We start from the raw sequence: 16,341 nt of genomic DNA on the forward strand, positions 1-16,341 counted from the left end.
GGCAGCCTAAGCTGACCCTCAGAATTGTAGCGACATGTCGCAGGTTGTCGCGCCCCGGAATTGCCCCGATGGGGGGGATGGCGTGTTGCGGCAGACGTGCGGGAGGCGTGTGGAGGTCACGCAGAAACGGGTACGCCCCGGCCTTTTACACCGCGACCGCATGCAGGCGGATACCCAACGCCCGCATGACTTTGAGCACGGTGGCAAAGCTCGGGTTGCCTTCTTCAGACAAGGCCTTGTACAGCCCTTCGCGCGTCATGCCGGTGTCACGTGCGAGTTGCGTCATGCCGCGCGCTCGGGCCACTACGCCCAACGCATGCGTGATAAATGCGGGGTCGTCGGCCGCTTCCTCCAGGCACGCGTCCAGATATGCGGCCATGTCGGCTTCGGTCTTGAGATGCTCAGCGGAGTCCCACGGGCGAGTTTTGACGGGTTTGTCGGTAGGCATGGTTACTCCACGTCGAGATGGCGCGACAACTCAATCGCGCGTCGGATGTCGGCTTCCTGGGTCGACTTGTCACCGCCACATAACAGGATGATCAGCACTGCGCCACGCTGGGCGAAATACACCCGGTAGCCGGGGCCGTGATTGATGCGTAGCTCACTGACACTCGCTCGGACAGGCTTCACATCACCCGGATGACCCAGCTGTAAGCGGTCGATGCGTACCTGGATACGGCGCTGCGCAGTCTTGTCACGCAGCTTCGAAAACCAAGTGTCGAAAGCATTGGTAGTGCGGATCGTCAGCATGCGGGGATGCTAAGGATCGCACTTTGATCTGTAAACTATAGTTCACAAATGGTCACAGCCGCAATGCCGAGCGGACTTGTTACCGCGCCCCCTGCCGCGCGTTGAACATCACGCGCAACCCGAGCGCCACCAGCGCTGCGACCGTGCAGAACGCCATCAGGCCGGTCCAGCGGCCGTTCGTCCACGCCAGGCTCGCGCCATACGCGCCCAACGACATGCCGATGAACAGCGCCGTCATGAACACCGCGTTGATGCGGCTGCGCGCTTCCGGTGCCAGTGCATAAATGATGGTCTGGTGCGAAACCAGCGCAGCCTGCACGCCCACGTCAAAGACAAGCGTGCCGATCACGATGGCGACGAGCGACTGCGGGAACAGCGCCATCGCGGCAAACGTGACCGCCATGAGCAACGCGCCACCCGCAGCGATGTGGCCCGGCGCAACGCGGCCCGACAACCGCCCTGCAATGCTTGCACCGAGCGCGCCTGCGGCACCGGCAAAGCCGAGCAGCCCGGCTTGCCCCGTCGACAGCCCGAGCGTACCCGTCAGGTGCAATGCCACGGTCGACCAGAAGCCCGAGAACGCGATGCCGATGAACGCCTGCGTGATGGCGGACGCGCGCAACCGCGGGTGCTGCGCGAACAGCGTGCCGAGCGAGCGCAGCAACAGGAGGTAAGGCTGCCTCGTGGTGGCCGAGGGAGGCGCCACACCAAAGTGTGCGGCGCGCACGGCAATGGCCAGTCCGACAATCGCCACCGCCGATACGCCGAATGCGGCGCGCCAGCCGAAGTGGTCCGCCACGATGCCGCTGAATACGCGCGAGCTGACGATGCCGATCAACAGCCCCGTCATCACCGTGCCGATGTTGCGATTGCGGTTGTGGTCCGTGCTGATGGCGGCGGCGCTGGGGACGAAGTCCTGCGCCATGGTGGCCGACAGCCCCACCGCGAAGCCTGCCGCTGCCAGCAGGGGCAGGTTTGGCGCCAGGCAACTGGCGATGAGCGCCAACGTGAGCAGCACCGCCTTCCAGAGGATGACGATGCGGCGATCGTAGCGGTCGCCCAGCGGGCCGAAGAAAAAGATGCCGCTGGCGTAGCCTGCCGCCGTGAGTGTCGGCAACACGCCCAGCGCCTTCGGCGCGATGGCGAGGTCGCGGCCGATCAGGCCCAGGAGCGGGTGGTTCAGGTAAATGCAGGCCACGCTGATGCCCGCACCGGCCGTGAGCAGGCGGATCAGCCCTTGGGTGTTTGTTGCGGTGGTGGTATTGGCAGGCGTTGGGGACGCAGGCGAGGTCGACATGGGAACCTCATGGACGGGATTGCTGCATCGCAGCGAAGCGGCGATGCTAACAACTTTCGTCTGCGCCTGCTGAGGGCCAATAACCTTGCTGCTGGTGGTGTCAGGCGCGCTGGCTGGCGGCGGTGGAGGCTGATGTTGGCGCCTCTTCCACGTCTTCGCTGTGACCGCCCTGCACGTCGTGGCCGGCGTTGTCGATCCACAGGCGGGCGCGGTCTTCGCCCACGCGCGACAGCTCCATGCGGTATTCGTAGCGGTCGGGCCGGTAGAGGCCTTGCAGGAGCTGCACGGGGCGCCCGCTCATCTCGCGCACGATGCGCTGGACGGACAGCAGCGGCGCGCCCACCGACACATCCAGATACTGCGCCGTCGCCACATCGGCCAATCGTGCAGACACCACCTGCGATGCGCGATCGATCCGCACGCCCGAGCCCTCGATCAGCCGCAGCAGCGACTGGTTCGCCAGGCGGTCGAGCGTGAGCTTGCTCGTCACGTCTAGCGGCAGCCACGTGGTGATGAGCGCCATGGGCGTGTCTTCCAGGTGGCGTACACGCACGAGTTTCTTGATTGGCGTGCCGGGGGCGACCTCCAGGCATTTGGCTTCGTCGGGCGGGGCCAGCACGTCTTCAAATTCGACGACGACAGCGGAGGTGCGCTCGCCCACATCGATGATGTTCTGCAGCAGCGTCTGGGCGCCGCTGCCCATCGTCACCGGGTCATCGGGCTTGACGACAAACGTGCCCATGCCGCGATGGCGGCGCACCAGACCTTCCTTGACGAGGTAATCGAACACGCGCCGCATCGTGACGCGCGACGCGCCGAACTGGCGAGCCAGCTCGATCTCGCCCGGCATCGGGCCGTCGCTGAACCGGCCTTCAAGAATCTGTTGGCGCAGGACGACGTAGATCTGGTGGTAGAGCGGTACCACGGCATCAGGCATGGCAGTCGTGGTTCCGGGCGTGAGCAGCGAGGTCGAGGGCGAAGTCGGGCGGGGCAACCATCAGCCGATGGCAGGAAGGCGCGGGATGCGTTGGAAAGCGGGTTGAACGCGGCCGTTTGCCCATTCATCCGCGACGATAGGGCGTTTTTCCGGGCCTGTAAAGTTGTGTGTTACCCGTTGGCCGGCGGCGTATCAGCGGCCGCGACGGCTGCGTTTTCCCCCTGCCCATAACGCGGATTGCGCTCGCGCATCGAGTTCTGAGGTGCAACGGGCTCGCCCAGCGCATTGACCAGCGCCACGTGAATCGGCGTGCCGCTTTCGCGGTCGCGCAGCAGGATCGGGCCTTCGCCGTCGGGCGTGAGGTAGCGGTCGCCCCATTGCATGAGCGCCACGATGGCGGGCAGCAGGTCGACGCCCGCCCGTGTGAGCCGGTAGGCATCGCGCACGCGGTCGCCCGGCTCCTGGTACGGCACGCGCCGCAGGATGCCGTACGTCACCAGGGCCTTGAGCCGCGACGACAGGATCGCCGACGAGCACCCCGTGCGGCGCAAAAACTCATCAAACCGCGTCACGCCCGAAAACGCCTCGCGCAGCACAAGCAGCGTCCATTTCTCGCCGACGATCGACACGGCGGCCGCGATGGAGCAGGGCTCTTCCATCGACGTCACAAGCTCGGACGCCGCTGGGACGGGGAGGGGTTCCGGAATTCTCATGGCAAAAGCATAGTCAATTCTGACTTTACTTGCAAAAGTCAGGGTTTCTGCTAATCTAGCTTCAAATTAGAAAGTCAGGCGGCGATCCCGCGCTGGCGGCCAATAACAACGATCCATCGCGTGAGGAGATCCCCATGCTTTACACCATCCACCGTTACCCCGCCGAATGGATCGACCGCTGGACCATGCACGACGGCTCCATCGCCACCGTGCGCCCGATTCTGCCGCAAGACGCCCCGCTTGAGGCCGCCCTGGTCGAGGGACTGTCGTCCGAGTCGCGCTATGCGCGCTTCCTGGTGGGCGGCGGCCGGCTGACCGACGAGATGCTCGCTGCCTATACCCAGATCGATTACGTGAACCACATGGCGCTGGTCGTGAGCGTGGCGCGCCCCGACGGCACCGGCGAAGACCTGATCGCCGACGGCCGCTTCGTCGTAGAAGACGGCGTGGCCGAGTTCGCCATCCTGGTGGCCGATGCGTGGCAGGGCAAGGGCGTCGGGCGACGCCTGTTTGCCACGCTGATCCGCGCAGCGCGGGTGTCCGGCGCGCGGGAAGTCTTCGGCGAGGTGTTGTCCATCAACCGCCGCATGATCAGCCTGGCGCGCGACGCGGGTTTCCGCGTGGCCAATGTGCCGGGCGACGCCACGGTCTGCACCGTGCGCTTGCCGCTCGCACAGGCCGAAATGGCCGTGACGCCGTTCGCCTTCGCCTGATATTCGTCTTCGCGCGCCTGCACCCCTGCAGGTGCGCTTACCGTGTGTCTCTTTCGCCGCCGTTGGGCGGCTTCTTTTTTGCCTGATTCATCAAATTTAATGTTGCTCAGCGCAAAAAAACATCGCTTTTGTGCATGAGTGGATGCGCATAGACTCGTTCGCGTGGCCCGGTGCGTAAGCGGCCCCCCCGCTGCGTGCCGGTGCTGCCTGATTCCAACTCTTCCCAGCCTGCGCCCCCCACATGAGCAACGTCACGCCTGTGCTTGCCCCATTCCACCTCGCCTTTCCCGTGCACGACATTGCCGCGGCGCGCGCCTTTTACGGCGGCATCCTCGGCTGCCCGGAAGGACGCAGCTCCCCGGACTGGGTGGATTTCAATTTCTACGGCCACCAGATCGTCGCCCATCTCGCGCCGGATGAAATCGGCCACCGCAAGACCAGCGCCGTCGATGGCGACAACGTGCCCGTGCGCCACTTCGGCGTGGTGCTCTCCATGCCCGAGTGGGAAGCCGCCGCCGACAAGCTGCGCGCCGCCGGCATCGAGTTCATCATCGAGCCGCACATCCGCTTCAAGGGCGAAGTGGGCGAGCAGGCCACGATGTTCTTCCTCGATCCGTCGGGCAACGCGATGGAGATCAAGGCGTTTGCCAACATGGCATCGCTGTTTGCCAAGTGAGGCGGCGCGGCGCGCGTATCCTTGCGCGTCTTCATTGATCCGCGCGCCTCATGCTTCGAGAACTCAAGACTTTCATCGCCGTCGCCCGGCATGGCACGTTTGCGGGTGCGGGCGAGCGCATCGGCCTCACGCAGTCGGCGGTGAGCGCGCAGATCCAGCGGCTGGAAGCATCGCTCGGCTTCCAACTCTTCGATCGCACGGGCCGCTCGGCCACGCTCAACGCCGCCGGGCGCGATACGCTGGCCTTGGCCGAACACATCGTCACGCTGTATGACCGTCTGGGCGACCAGGCCGGCGGCAACGAGCAGCGCGGCCTGGTGCGCATCGGCGCGATTGCTTCGGTGCAGACGTCGTTTCTGGTGGATGCGCTGGTGCAGTTTCGCAGCGAATTCCCGCATTGCCGTGCGCGCATCGTGCCCGGTGTCTCGCTGGACCTGCTTGGCCTGGTGGATGCCGGCGAGATCGACCTCGCGGTGCTGATCCGCCCGCCGTTTGCGGTACCGGCCGATCTGGAATGGCGCACGCTGGTGGCCGAGCCCTTCGTGCTGCTGGTGCCTGCCGCCGTGCCCGGCGACGACTGGGGCGCGCTGCTCGCCCATCAACCGTTCATCCGCTATGACCGCCGCTCGTTCGGCGGCCGCCGCGTCGATCAGTTCCTGCGCGACCAGCGCATCACCCCGCACGACGTGATCGAGCTCGACGAGCTGCAAGGCATGACGCAACTCGTGGCGCGCGGGCAGGGCGTGGCACTGGCCCCACAGACCGCCGCGCAAGCCGCCTGGCCACCCGGCACGCGCGCCGTCAGCCTGGGCGACGCCACGTTCTACCGGGAGATCGGCCTGATCGAGCGCCCTCGCCATAGCCGCCAGCCCATTGCGGGGCGACTTGCCGACTGCATTGACGAAGCCGCACGCGCCGAACGCACCTGAAGCCCATGGTGAGCGCGTGATATCCGGCATTCAGATCGCGCGTTGACCAAGCGTTATATCGACTCGTATATTACGCCCGGTCATTCATCCACTTCCGGGTCTTTCATGCAACGTTTTTCGGTTCGTGCGCACGTGCGCGCCATTGGCCTGGTCGCTGCGCTGTCGCTGGGTTTTGCAGCGCCAGCCCAGGCGGCGGACCTGGTTGTCTCCGCTGCTGCCAGCCTGACCAACGCCTTCAAGACGATCGCGCAGCAGTACGAGGCGCTCCATCCGGACACCAAGGTCGTGCTGAACTTCGGCGCGTCTGACGTGCTGATGCAGCAGATCGTGAAGGGCGCCCCGGCTGACGTGTTTGCCTCCGCCGACCAGGAGGCGATGAACAAGGCCGCAGCGGAGAAAGTCATCAAGGGGGAGACGCGCCACGACTTTGTCGCCAACCAGCTGGTGCTGATCGTGCCGGCCGCCGGCACGGTGCCCGTGCATGCGCTGGCCGATCTGACGAGGCCCGACGTGAAGCGCGTGGCGATCGGCAATCCGGCGTCGGTGCCGGTGGCCGCTATGCCAAGCGTGCGCTGGAAGCGGCCAAGCTGTGGGAGCCCGTGGAGGCCAAGGCGGTGCTGGCGCAGAACGTGCGCCAGGCGCTGGACTATGTGTCGCGCGGCGAGGTCGAGGCCGGCCTGGTGTTCTCCACCGATGCCGCCATCGCCGCCGACAAGGTGAAGGTGGCGAGCCCCGTGCCGCTGAACGTGCCGCTCACGTACCCGATCGCCGTGACGTCTGGCACGAAGCAGCCCCAGCAGGCGGCCGACTTTGTGGCCTATGTGCTGTCGCCGGCGGGCCAGGCGGTGCTGGCCAGATACGGCTTCCTGAAGCCGTAATCACTCACGCCGTGGCGGGTTGGCCTGCGCGCTCGGCGTCCTTCTTGGGCGTGCGGTGAATGCGCAGCACCAGGAAGGCGCCGGCCACGCACAGCCCACCAGAGATCATCGAGGCAAGCGTGTAGTTGCCCAGCGAGGCGCGCATCATGCCCGCACCGAGCGTGGCGAATGCCGCGCCCAGCTGGTGCCCCGCGACGATCCATCCAAATACGATGGGCGCGGCGGCCTTGCCGAACACGTCGTTGGTCAGGCGCACGGTGGGCGGCACGGTGGCAATCCAATCCAGGCCGTAGAAGACGGCGAACACCGGCAGGCCGAAGAACTCGAAGCCGAACGCATACGGCAGGTAGATCAGCGACAGCCCGCGCAGGCCGTAGTACCAGAACAGCAGCACGCGGCTGTTGTAGCGGTCGGACAGCCAGCCCGACAGCGTGGTGCCGACCAGGTCGAAGATCCCCATCGCAGCAAGCAGGCTTGCGCCCTTCACTTCGGAGAACCCGTGGTCTGCGCACATGGCGATGAAGTGCGTGCCGATGTAGCCGTTGGTGCTCGCGCCGCAGATGAAGAAGCTCGCAAACAGCAGCCAGAAATCGCGTTTGCGGGCTGCCTGCACGAGCGTCTGCATGGCTAGCGTGATGGGGTTCGCGCGCGGGCCGTGATCGGCTTCCGGCGCATCGGCGGGTTCGCCGTACGTGCGCAGACCGACGCTCTTGGGCGATTCCGGCAGCAGCAGCCACACGACAGGCAGCAGAAGCGCAAGCACGCTGGCCACGATCAGCACGACCGGGCGCCAGCCGTAATGCTCGACCACCGCCGCCATCATCGGCAGGAACACGAGCTGCCCCGTGGCCGAGCTGGCCGTCAGGATGCCCATGGCCAGGCCGCGATGCGAAGTGAACCAGCGGTTGACCACCGTCGCGCCCAGCGTGATGGCCGCCACGCCCGTGCCGCCTCCCACCATCACGCCCCACAGCAGCACCATCTGCCACGGCTCATGCATCATCGCCGAGAGCGCCGTGCCCGCCACCAGCACCGCCAGCGCACCGAGCACCGTCGGGCGGATGCCGAAATACTGCATCGATGCCGCCGCGAACGGCCCGGTCAGCCCGTACAGCGCAATACCGATCGAGATGGCCAGCGAGATCGTGCTGCGGCTCCAGCCGAATTCGTGCTCGAGCGGCAGCATCATCACGCTGGGCGTGGCGCGTGTGCCGGCGGCGCACAGCAGGATCAGGAACACCACCGCGAGCGCGAGCCAGCTGTAGTGGAAACGTGGGGCGATGAGGCGGGCAAGTCGCTGCATGAGGTGTCCGATTCGTTCGATTCGATTCTTGTGGGGGCGACAATATCGCATTCGTTACCGGTCGGTAACAACGTGGTTGCGATAGTAGGTACCGCTCGGTAACATGTCAAGCAGCATTCGAATGACACCGGCGTGGCTGGGGGTTTGCCTCCCGCCGCGCCTGCAGGAGTATCACCATGGCCACCGCTGCCCGTCGCGGACCCCGCGCACTTTCCACCGTTTCGACCGCTGACACCGTCGATCAACCCAAGCCGACGCCGCGCCGTATCAGCGGTGAGGACGCGCACGCCAGCCTGCTCGAAGCGGCGCGTCAACTGTTTTACTACGAAGGCGTGCGGGCCGTTGGCGTCGAGGCCGTGGTGGAGAAGGCCGGCGTCAACAAGATGAGCCTCTACCGGCAGTTCAAGTCGAAGGACGATCTCGTCCTCGCGTACCTGGAGCGCAGCGAAGAGAGCTTCTGGGGTTACTTCAACGCCAGCGTGGCCAAGCACCCCGACGATGCGCGCGCGCAACTGCTGCAGTTCTTTATCGATGTATCCGAACGCGCTTCGCGCCCCGGCTACCGGGGCTGTCCGTTTGTGAATGTGGCGGCGGAGTTTCCGGACATGACGCATCCGGCGCGGCAGTTTGTTCAGCGCAACAAGGCGCTGCTGCTCGCCCGCCTGCGCGACCGCGCCCAGGCCGCCGGCGCGACCGACCCCGATGCGCTGGCCGATGATCTCGCTTTCCTGATCGAAGGCGGCTATACCGCCAGCCAGACCTTCGGCGCCGATGCACCGCGCCTCATCAAGAGCCTGCCGCGCACGGCACGCGTGTTGCTCGATGCGGCTATCCCCGCGCGCAAACCGGACTGATGTTGTAGCGCGCTCACGCAGACAAGACATGGGCGCGCGGGTGTCGTGCGATGCCGCTACACTCGCTGGCATTGTTGCTTCGGCTGCACCTCGATGACGCCCACCCAAGTCCCGCTTTCTCCCATTCGTACGGCGCCCGCCACGCCGCTGACCTTGCCGGCCGCGTTGTCGCAGGCGCAGCGCGCGCTCGATCGCATCGTGCTGGGCAAGCCGCTGCAGATCCGTTTGGCGCTGGCGTGTCTGCTGGCACGCGGGCATCTGCTGCTGGAAGACCTGCCGGGCGTGGGCAAGACAACGCTGGCGCATGCGCTGGCCCGCACGCTCGGCCTGCAATATCAGCGCGTGCAGTTCACGAGCGATCTGCTGCCGACTGACCTGATCGGCGTGTCGATCTACGTGAAAGAAAAGGGCGCCTTCGAATTCCACCCGGGGCCGCTGTTCGCACAGGTGGTGCTGGCGGATGAAATCAACCGCGCCACGCCCAAGGCGCAAAGCGCGCTGCTCGAAGCGATGGCCGAAGGGCAGGTCACGCACGACGGGGCGACGTATCCGCTGCCCGAGCCGTTCTTCGTGATCGCCACGCAGAACCCGCTGAACCAGATCGGCACGCATCCGCTGCCGGAGTCGCAGCTGGACCGCTTCACGATGCGGCTGTCGCTGGGGTATCCCGACCAAAGCTCGGAGCGCGCGCTGTACCTGGGCGGCGGTGCACCGCAAGACATCGAACCCGTGCTGGCGGCTGCGCAAGTCGTGGCGCTGCAGACGGCCGCCGATGCCGTCCACGTGGCGCCGGCGCTGGTCGACTACGTGCTCGCGCTCGTGAACGCCACGCGCACCGATGCGCAGGTGCAGATGGGCCTGTCGCCGCGCGCGGGGCTGGCGTTGCTGGCCGCTGCACGCGCCTGGGCGCTCATCGATGGCCGCGATGCCGTGCTGCCCGAAGACGTGCAAGCGGTGTTCAAGGCCGTGGCGGCGCATCGCCTGCTGCGACGGGCGGCACGCTGTCGGCGACCGCGCTGGCGCAGCGGCTGCTCGATACGGTCGCCATTCCCTAAGTAGGCAGCGCCATGGCGCGATTGCGTTCTCTGCTGCTCGCGCCGTTGCGTCTGCTCGGTGCGGGCCTGGCGATGCTGCCCGGCGTGCGCTTTGCGCGGGCACGCGTGCAACGCTTTCTGCAGCGGCCGCGCACGCCACGCGAAGGCCGTATCCGCCTGGACCGCAATCACGTTTACATCCTCCCCACCACAGCCGGCGGCGGCTTTGCGCTGCTGCTCGTGGTGATGCTGCTCAGCTCGCTCAACTACAACGTAAGCCTGGGTTTTTTGCTGACCTTCGTGCTGGCCGGTGTGGCGGCGTCCGCCATGTGGCAGACGCATCGCAACCTCGTCGATCTGGAAGTGCGCGGCGCGGCGGGCGAAGCCGTGTTTGCCGGGCATGCATTGAATGTGGGTGTGGCGTTGGCCAACGTCACCCCGTGGGCACGCGTGGGGGTGGATGTGAGCGCCGCGCAAGCCGCTGCCGTGGAAACCTCGCTCGACGCGCAGGACGCCGTGGTGGCCGCGCTGTCTTTCGCCGATCAGCCGCGCGGCTGGTTCAAGCTGCCGCGCCTGACGGTGTCGACGCGTTTTCCGCTCGGCCTGTTTCGCGCGTGGAGCTATGCCGATGCGCCGCTGACCTTGCTCGTCTATCCCGCGCCGGAACCCGCTGCGCCGCCCCTGCCGGCCAGCTTCGCGCCGGACCCTGGCGACGAAGACGACACGCGCGCCGCGCGCACCCATGTCGAAGAAGCTGCAGACCAACTGCGCACATACCGCCCGGGCGACGCACTGCGCAGCATTGCGTGGAAACACAGCGCACGGCTCGACACCTGGATGAGCCGCACCGGCCAGCAAGTGCGCCACGCGCAATGCGTGCTCGCGTGGGAAGCGCTGCCGCCGTCGATGAACGTGGAGCAGCGCCTGTCGCGGCTGTGCGCCTGGGTGCTGGCCGCCGAGCACGCGCCCGCCGGCGATGAGCCCGAATACACGCTGAGCCTGCCGGGCGTTGTCATTGGCCCGGCGCGCGGTGCCGCGCATCGGGATGCGTGTCTGCGTGCGTTGGCGTTGTGGGGCAAGCCTGCGATGCCGGAAGGCGAAGCCGCATGACGACGACCGCCACCATCGGCACCGAAGCAGCCGCCTTCGGCTCCGCCCGCGCATTGACGCACCGCGAACACGGCTGGCTCATTGCGCAGCTTGCCGTCGTGCTCGCGCCGCTGCTGCGTGCGCTGCCGCTCGTCACGTGTGCCGTGTTCGGCGTGCTGCTGCTCTGGCGCGCGTTGCTGTGGGTGCGGCGTGCGCCGTTGCCCCGCAAGTGGGTGTTGGGGCTGACGGGCGTGGCGACGCTTGTCGTGACGCTGGCGCTGGCGATGCGCACGGGCGGGAACATCGGGCGGGACTTGTCGGTGGCGCTGCTTGGCGCGTTTCTCGTGCTCAAGCTGATGGAATCGCACACGGTGCGCAACGGCGTGCTCGTCACGCAGTTGTGCTGTTTCCTGCTGCTCTCGCAGGTGTTGTTCGACCAGCCGCCTTGGCTGGCCGCCACCATGCTGGCGACCGTGGCGCTGCTGCTGCGCAACTGGCTGTTGCTGCTGCATCCGCAGGCGCGTGCGCGCGTGTCGCGGCGCGTGTGTTGGCGCGCCTGGTGCTCATGGGTTTGCCGTGCGCGGCGGTGCTGTTCCTGCTGTTTCCGCGGCTCGATCATCCACTATGGCGCCTGCCGCAAACGGCCGACACCGCCGTCAGCGGCCTGTCTGACCGCATGGCGCCCGGCTCCGTTGGCCAGTTGATCCTGTCGGACGATCTGGCCTTCCGCGTCGACTTTGTCGGCGCGCCGCCACCGCTCGACACGCTCTACTGGCGCGGCATGGTGCTGTGGCGTTTCGATGGGCAGACGTGGACGGCTGCATCGATGCGGCAACGTCCCGCGCCGGAAAGCGTACCCAATTCTGCGGACGCAATCCGCGGTGCGCCCGGTGTGTTCGACTACAACATCACGCTTGAACCGACGCGCCAGCGCTGGCTGTTTGCGCTCGATCGCGGCCAGTCGATCGAGGCGGCGCGCGACGGCACCGGCCGCAGCATCGACGGCGAGTTCATCAGCACGCAACCGCTCGACCAGCGCGTGCGCTATCACGCGCGCTCGCGGTTGCCTGCGCGCAATCGCGCGGACGACGCGGCCGCGCTTGACCCGCTTACGCAGCAGATGGCGCTGGCATTGCCGGCGGGCAACCCTCAGGCGCGTGCGCTGGCGGCGCAATGGGCAGAGCTGCCGCCGCCTGAGCGCGTATCGGCCGCGCTCAAGCTGTTCGGTCGCGCTCCGTTTGCCTACACGCTTGAACCCGAGCCGCTGCAGGATCAGCAGATCGACGATTTCCTCTTCCGCACGCACCGCGGCTTCTGCGAGCACTACGCGGGCAGCTTCGTCTTCTTGATGCGCGCGGCGGGCGTGCCGGCGCGTGTGGTGGTGGGCTATCTCGGCGGCGAGTGAATGCCGTGAGCGGCGACATCATCGTGCGCCAGTCCGACGCGCATGCCTGGGCCGAGGTGTGGCTCGATGGGCGCGGCTGGGTGCGTGTGGACCCGACCGCAGCCGTCGCGCCGCAACGCGTTGAACGCGGCCTGGCTGCCGCCGTGCCTGCCAGTGAATTCCGTTCGCGCCGTGCAGAAGAACCCGGTTGGTTGCGCAGCGTGCGCTGGGGGCTGGATGGCCTCATCAGCGGCTGGAACAGTTGGGTGCTCGGCTACGACCGCAACCGCCAGGCGCGCCTGTTCGCGTGGCTGGGGCTGGATGCGGCTGACCCTCGCGCAGTGCTGTGGGGCGTTTCGGGCTTGTTCCTGCTGGCCGCGCTGCCGCTTCTGTGGCAGCAGCGCAAGCCCAAGCCGGACCCCGTGCAAGCCCAGTGGCAGCGCCTGTGTGATCGGCTGGCGCGGCATGGCTGCACGCGTGGGCCGGCGGAGGGCCCAATGGCCTACGCCGAGCGTGCTGCCGCGCAATTTCCGCAAGCGGCACAGGCTTTGCGCAATGCCGCCGCCGGCTACGTCGCCCTGCGCTATGGTCGTGACGATGGCGATGCGCAAGCGCGTGCCCGGCGGTTCACGCAGTGGCGCGAAGTCGTGGCGCAAGTTCGGTTGAGCTAGCGGGCAAGCTGTTGATCGGCTTAGAAAACGTGCCCCAAATGCGGGCAAACACCCAGCGAATCGGGCGCGCGGGTCATTCACCTGTGATGGAATATTTTCCAATCCGGGGTTTAAATATTTCGGATAGATAACTCCGGCAGTGCAATAACTGCACGCAGTTTCCCGATTGCAGATAATCGGTGCGACACGGTTACGCAGTCTGTGCGCATTATCGGTGCATATTCGATCCGATTTGACGTCGATGCCCTCACTGGCACAGCGGGAACCTTTCTCATACGATGGTTTTCGTAACGTTTCCGCTGCACTGCAACGTTTGCCGAAAACACCCACCCAACTGGGTTTGCGGCCAGCAGCGGTTTCGAAGATTCCGCAGGAGCCATACCAATGCATCGACCGAAACGCATGCTTGTCGAGAATGTCGCGTGGGCGCACGAAACAGCCGCGCGCGACCCTGAATTCTTTTCGCGTTTGGCCCAAGGCCAACAACCCCAGGTGTTATGGATCGGCTGCGCAGACAGCCGCGTGCCGGCTGAAACGATTACCCATTCCAACCCCGGCGATTTATTCGTTCACCGCAATATCGCCAACCTCGTCTGCCCGGCGGACGACAACACGATGAGCGTGCTGGAATATGCCGTGCGCGTGCTCAAGGTCGCCCACGTGATCGTGTGCGGGCATGACGGCTGCGGCGGCGTCCGTGCATCGCTGCTGCCGCCGCCCGACGGATTGCCGCACGTGGCGCGCCGTATTGCGCCGTTGTGTGCGCTGGCGGGTCACCACCGTGCAGAACTCGATGCCGTGCCCGATCTGGATGCGCGCGTCAATCGTCTGGCCGAACTCAACGTGCTCGAACAGGTGCGCTGCCTGCGCGAGAGCCCCATCGTGCGCGAGGCAGAACGACCGCCGCGCGTGCACGGGTGGATCTTCGGCCTGGCCGACGGGCATATCCGCGTGCTGGCGTCGGGCGATCCCGATGCGGAACACGCCACCCGCGGCGACATCCTGATGCCAGCCGAGGCCATCGCGTAGCCCGATTGACGGCGGTGGTGGCGGCCGCCGTTTCCCGACGTTTTCTCTCTCCTCACGCATGCCGGCGGTGCCCCCGCCCGCAGGCAGGCGTTCGCGCGTGCGCAGTTCCTACAACTCCAAGACCATGCAGACACCAACCTCACCGGCTTTTTTCCCGCGCGACATGCTCGCCGGGCTCATCGTCTTCTTCGTCGCCCTGCCGCTGTGCCTGGGTATTGCCAATGCGTCGGGCGTCGACCCGCTCGCGGGGCTGCTCTCCGGCATGATCGGCGGCCTGGTGGTGGCGTTGCTCAGCGGCTCGCAACTGAGCGTGAGCGGCCCGGCTGCCGGGCTCGTCGTGATCGTCGTGGATGGCATTGCCCGGCTGGGCGGCTTCTCGGCGTTTCTGGTGGCCGTGGCGCTGGCGGGCGCGCTGCAGTTTGTATTCGGCATGCTGCGCGCCGGCCGATTTGCGGCGTATGTGCCGTCGTCGGTCATCAAGGGCATGCTGGCAGCGATCGGGCTGCTGCTGATCATCAAGCAGGTGCCGCTGGCCTTCGGGCTGGCAGGCGAGGGTGGCGCTGCAGGTGTGGCGGGCGCGGGCATGATCGCCACGCCGTGGGGCTCGATCTCCTTGCCGGCGCTGCTGGTGACGCTCTTGTCAGCCGCCGTGCTCATCGGTTGGGACACACCGATGCTGCGCCGCTTCACCGTGGTCCGCGCACTGCCTTCACCGCTGGTTGTGGTGGCACTCGGCATTGGCGTGACGTTGCTTCTTGAGGTGGTGGCGCCGGGCATCGCTGTGCCGGCCGAACATCGTGTCGATCTGCCATCGCTGGCGTCGTTCGGGGCGTTTCTCGATGCGCTGGAGTCGCCCACGCTCGGGGCGCTGGGCAATCCGGATGTCTGGCGTGTAGCCGTGGCATTGGCCATCGTGGCCAGCCTCGAGACACTGCTGTGCCTGGAGGCCGTCGAGCAGATCGACCCGAAGAAACGTGCCGCATCGCCGGACCGTGAGCTGAAGGCGCAAGGCGTGGGCAACATGGTGGCAGGCCTGCTGGGCGGGCTGCCTATCACTTCCGTCATCGTGCGCAGTTCGGCCAACGTGCACGCCGGCGCGCAGAGCCGCTGGTCGGCTGTCGTGCATGGCGCGCTGCTGCTGGCGAGCGTGTTTGCGCTGACCGCCATCGTCAATCTGATCCCGCTGGCGTGCCTGGCGACCATCCTGATCTTCACCGGCTACAAGCTGGCCAAGCCGTCGCTGTTCGTGGCGGTGGCGCGGGAGGGCTGGGACCGCTTTGCACCGTTCATCGCCACCATCGTGGGCGTGCTGCTGACGGACTTGCTGATCGGCATCGTGATCGGCATTGCGCTGAGCATCGCGCTGGCGATTCGCGCCAACCTGCGCCGCACGATTGTCATGGCGCGCCATCACGACCACTTCCTGCTGACATTCCGCAAGGATGTGTCGTTCATGGGCAAGGTGCCGCTCAAGCGCTATCTGGCGCAGGTGCCGGATCACGCCACGCTCATCGTCGACGCTGCCCGCGCGGATTACATCGACCCCGACGTGCGCGAGATGGTCGAGCACTTCATCGAGGCGGCGCCGGCGCGCGGCATCGTCATCGAACGCCATCACTTTGATGCGACCGTGCCGCAGCGTGCTGCCGGGCTCCGTATGCCGCGGCTGCCATTTATGCGAACGGCAACGAGATAACGTGGGCTCGGAGGCTTAACTCCATTTGAGTAATTTGGAGCGTTGCCTCCAACATAATCGGAAACCCTTGCTGCCAAGCGAACGTTTGCGCCACGGTGACACTGCGTCTGGCGGACGTTCCGTGCCCGCGGTTGGCTTCAGGACGGGGACCGCCGGCGTTTGACAATGTTTGCAATTGCCATCGACTCGGTTAATAGACTGAATTTGAACGCGCTTTATCCAGCGAGTCCGATGGCGCACCGATACAGGATCGAATCAGGCAAAAGTGCGCATTATCAAGCGCATTTTTAAAACGGGAGGCAGACATGAAGACATGGCAACGAGGGACACTGGTTTCGGCGGCGTTGGTTGGCCTGCTTGTGCTGGGCGGTTGCGCCAGCTCCGGCTC

The 16,341-nt window shown here is 66.3% G+C and carries 14 protein-coding genes and 3 pseudogenes; 10 read left to right on the top strand and 7 right to left on the bottom strand.

Features of this window, described 5'->3' with window-relative positions; translation table 11 throughout:
* Positions 1-145: 145 nt before the first annotated feature.
* From FUT88_RS10065 to FUT88_RS10085, 5 genes are all read right to left on the bottom strand, one after another.
* The gene (locus FUT88_RS10065) at positions 146-448 is read right to left on the bottom strand and encodes an addiction module antidote protein (RefSeq protein WP_037026632.1); all 303 of its coding nucleotides are present in this window, start codon (positions 446-448) and stop codon (positions 146-148) included.
* A gap of 2 nt (positions 449-450) precedes the next feature.
* Positions 451-750 (bottom strand): type II toxin-antitoxin system RelE/ParE family toxin, encoded by a 300-nt coding sequence (locus tag FUT88_RS10070; RefSeq protein ID WP_147214849.1) that lies wholly within the window; start codon positions 748-750, stop codon positions 451-453.
* Between the two features lie 79 nt (positions 751-829).
* Positions 830-2,047, bottom strand: a complete 1,218-nt coding sequence (locus tag FUT88_RS10075; RefSeq protein WP_147214850.1) for an MFS transporter — start codon at positions 2,045-2,047, stop codon at positions 830-832.
* 100 nt (positions 2,048-2,147) lie between these two features.
* Positions 2,148-2,984, bottom strand: a complete 837-nt coding sequence (locus FUT88_RS10080; RefSeq protein WP_147214851.1) for a GntR family transcriptional regulator — start codon at positions 2,982-2,984, stop codon at positions 2,148-2,150.
* A gap of 170 nt (positions 2,985-3,154) precedes the next feature.
* Positions 3,155-3,697 carry a winged helix-turn-helix transcriptional regulator gene (locus FUT88_RS10085; RefSeq protein WP_147214852.1) on the bottom strand — a complete coding sequence of 181 codons (543 nt, stop codon included), beginning with the start codon at positions 3,695-3,697 and terminating at the stop codon, positions 3,155-3,157.
* 134 nt (positions 3,698-3,831) lie between these two features.
* Between FUT88_RS10085 and FUT88_RS10090 the strand changes: the two genes are divergently transcribed.
* The 4 genes and pseudogenes from FUT88_RS10090 (at position 3,832) to modA (ending at position 6,893) form a co-directional block, all read left to right on the top strand.
* Positions 3,832-4,410: a GNAT family N-acetyltransferase gene (locus tag FUT88_RS10090; protein WP_102065756.1), complete on the top strand. Its 579-nt coding sequence runs from the start codon at positions 3,832-3,834 to the stop codon at positions 4,408-4,410.
* 241 nt (positions 4,411-4,651) lie between these two features.
* On the top strand, positions 4,652-5,086 hold the full coding sequence (locus FUT88_RS10095; RefSeq protein WP_009240267.1) for a VOC family protein: 435 nt from the start codon (positions 4,652-4,654) through the stop codon (positions 5,084-5,086).
* 50 nt (positions 5,087-5,136) lie between these two features.
* Positions 5,137-6,015 (top strand): LysR family transcriptional regulator, encoded by an 879-nt coding sequence (locus tag FUT88_RS10100; RefSeq protein WP_147214853.1) that lies wholly within the window; start codon positions 5,137-5,139, stop codon positions 6,013-6,015.
* A gap of 105 nt (positions 6,016-6,120) precedes the next feature.
* Positions 6,121-6,893, top strand: a pseudogene (gene modA, locus FUT88_RS10105) (molybdate ABC transporter substrate-binding protein).
* A gap of 4 nt (positions 6,894-6,897) precedes the next feature.
* Here the strand turns inward: modA and FUT88_RS10110 are convergent.
* Positions 6,898-8,196: an MFS transporter gene (locus FUT88_RS10110; RefSeq protein ID WP_027679547.1), complete on the bottom strand. Its 1,299-nt coding sequence runs from the start codon at positions 8,194-8,196 to the stop codon at positions 6,898-6,900.
* 176 nt (positions 8,197-8,372) lie between these two features.
* Between FUT88_RS10110 and FUT88_RS10115 the strand changes: the two genes are divergently transcribed.
* The 6 genes and pseudogenes from FUT88_RS10115 to FUT88_RS10140 all read left to right on the top strand — a co-directional run bounded on the left by FUT88_RS10115 (position 8,373) and on the right by FUT88_RS10140 (position 15,953).
* Positions 8,373-9,050, top strand: a complete 678-nt coding sequence (locus tag FUT88_RS10115) for a TetR/AcrR family transcriptional regulator (protein WP_147214854.1) — start codon at positions 8,373-8,375, stop codon at positions 9,048-9,050.
* 93 nt (positions 9,051-9,143) lie between these two features.
* Positions 9,144-10,105: pseudogene (locus tag FUT88_RS10120) on the top strand (AAA family ATPase).
* 12 nt (positions 10,106-10,117) lie between these two features.
* Positions 10,118-11,194 (top strand): DUF58 domain-containing protein, encoded by a 1,077-nt coding sequence (locus tag FUT88_RS10125; RefSeq protein WP_147214855.1) that lies wholly within the window; start codon positions 10,118-10,120, stop codon positions 11,192-11,194.
* Positions 11,191-13,228 (top strand): annotated as a pseudogene (locus FUT88_RS27080) (DUF3488 and DUF4129 domain-containing transglutaminase family protein). The gene FUT88_RS10125 and the pseudogene FUT88_RS27080 overlap by 4 nt, the downstream one beginning before the upstream one ends.
* Positions 13,229-13,612: 384 nt before the next feature.
* Positions 13,613-14,257 carry a carbonic anhydrase gene (locus FUT88_RS10135; RefSeq protein ID WP_102065763.1) on the top strand — a complete coding sequence of 215 codons (645 nt, stop codon included), beginning with the start codon at positions 13,613-13,615 and terminating at the stop codon, positions 14,255-14,257.
* 124 nt (positions 14,258-14,381) lie between these two features.
* A complete protein-coding gene (locus FUT88_RS10140; RefSeq protein ID WP_147214856.1) occupies positions 14,382-15,953 on the top strand; it encodes a SulP family inorganic anion transporter in 1,572 nt (523 codons plus the stop codon).
* 190 nt (positions 15,954-16,143) lie between these two features.
* Here the strand turns inward: FUT88_RS10140 and FUT88_RS26410 are convergent.
* On the bottom strand, positions 16,144-16,341 hold a 198-nt coding region (locus FUT88_RS26410; protein ID WP_222614255.1), incomplete at its 5' end, for a hypothetical protein.

The organism is Ralstonia sp. TCR112 (assembly GCF_007997035.1).
GTDB classification, from domain to species: domain Bacteria; phylum Pseudomonadota; class Gammaproteobacteria; order Burkholderiales; family Burkholderiaceae; genus Ralstonia; species Ralstonia edaphi.

Bases quoted from the DNA above. Each gene is read 5' to 3' on its own strand.
- FUT88_RS10065 (WP_037026632.1), bottom strand. From the start codon at position 448: ATGCCTACCGACAAACCCGTCAAAACTCGCCCGTGGGACTCCGCTGAG.
- FUT88_RS10070 (WP_147214849.1), bottom strand. From the start codon at position 750: ATGCTGACGATCCGCACTACCAATGCTTTCGACACTTGGTTTTCGAAG.
- FUT88_RS10075 (WP_147214850.1), bottom strand. From the start codon at position 2,047: ATGTCGACCTCGCCTGCGTCCCCAACGCCTGCCAATACCACCACCGCA.
- FUT88_RS10080 (WP_147214851.1), bottom strand. From the start codon at position 2,984: ATGCCTGATGCCGTGGTACCGCTCTACCACCAGATCTACGTCGTCCTG.
- FUT88_RS10085 (WP_147214852.1), bottom strand. From the start codon at position 3,697: ATGAGAATTCCGGAACCCCTCCCCGTCCCAGCGGCGTCCGAGCTTGTG.
- FUT88_RS10090 (WP_102065756.1), top strand. From the start codon at position 3,832: ATGCTTTACACCATCCACCGTTACCCCGCCGAATGGATCGACCGCTGG.
- FUT88_RS10095 (WP_009240267.1), top strand. From the start codon at position 4,652: ATGAGCAACGTCACGCCTGTGCTTGCCCCATTCCACCTCGCCTTTCCC.
- FUT88_RS10100 (WP_147214853.1), top strand. From the start codon at position 5,137: ATGCTTCGAGAACTCAAGACTTTCATCGCCGTCGCCCGGCATGGCACG.
- FUT88_RS10110 (WP_027679547.1), bottom strand. From the start codon at position 8,196: ATGCAGCGACTTGCCCGCCTCATCGCCCCACGTTTCCACTACAGCTGG.
- FUT88_RS10115 (WP_147214854.1), top strand. From the start codon at position 8,373: ATGGCCACCGCTGCCCGTCGCGGACCCCGCGCACTTTCCACCGTTTCG.
- FUT88_RS10125 (WP_147214855.1), top strand. From the start codon at position 10,118: ATGGCGCGATTGCGTTCTCTGCTGCTCGCGCCGTTGCGTCTGCTCGGT.
- FUT88_RS10135 (WP_102065763.1), top strand. From the start codon at position 13,613: ATGCATCGACCGAAACGCATGCTTGTCGAGAATGTCGCGTGGGCGCAC.
- FUT88_RS10140 (WP_147214856.1), top strand. From the start codon at position 14,382: ATGCAGACACCAACCTCACCGGCTTTTTTCCCGCGCGACATGCTCGCC.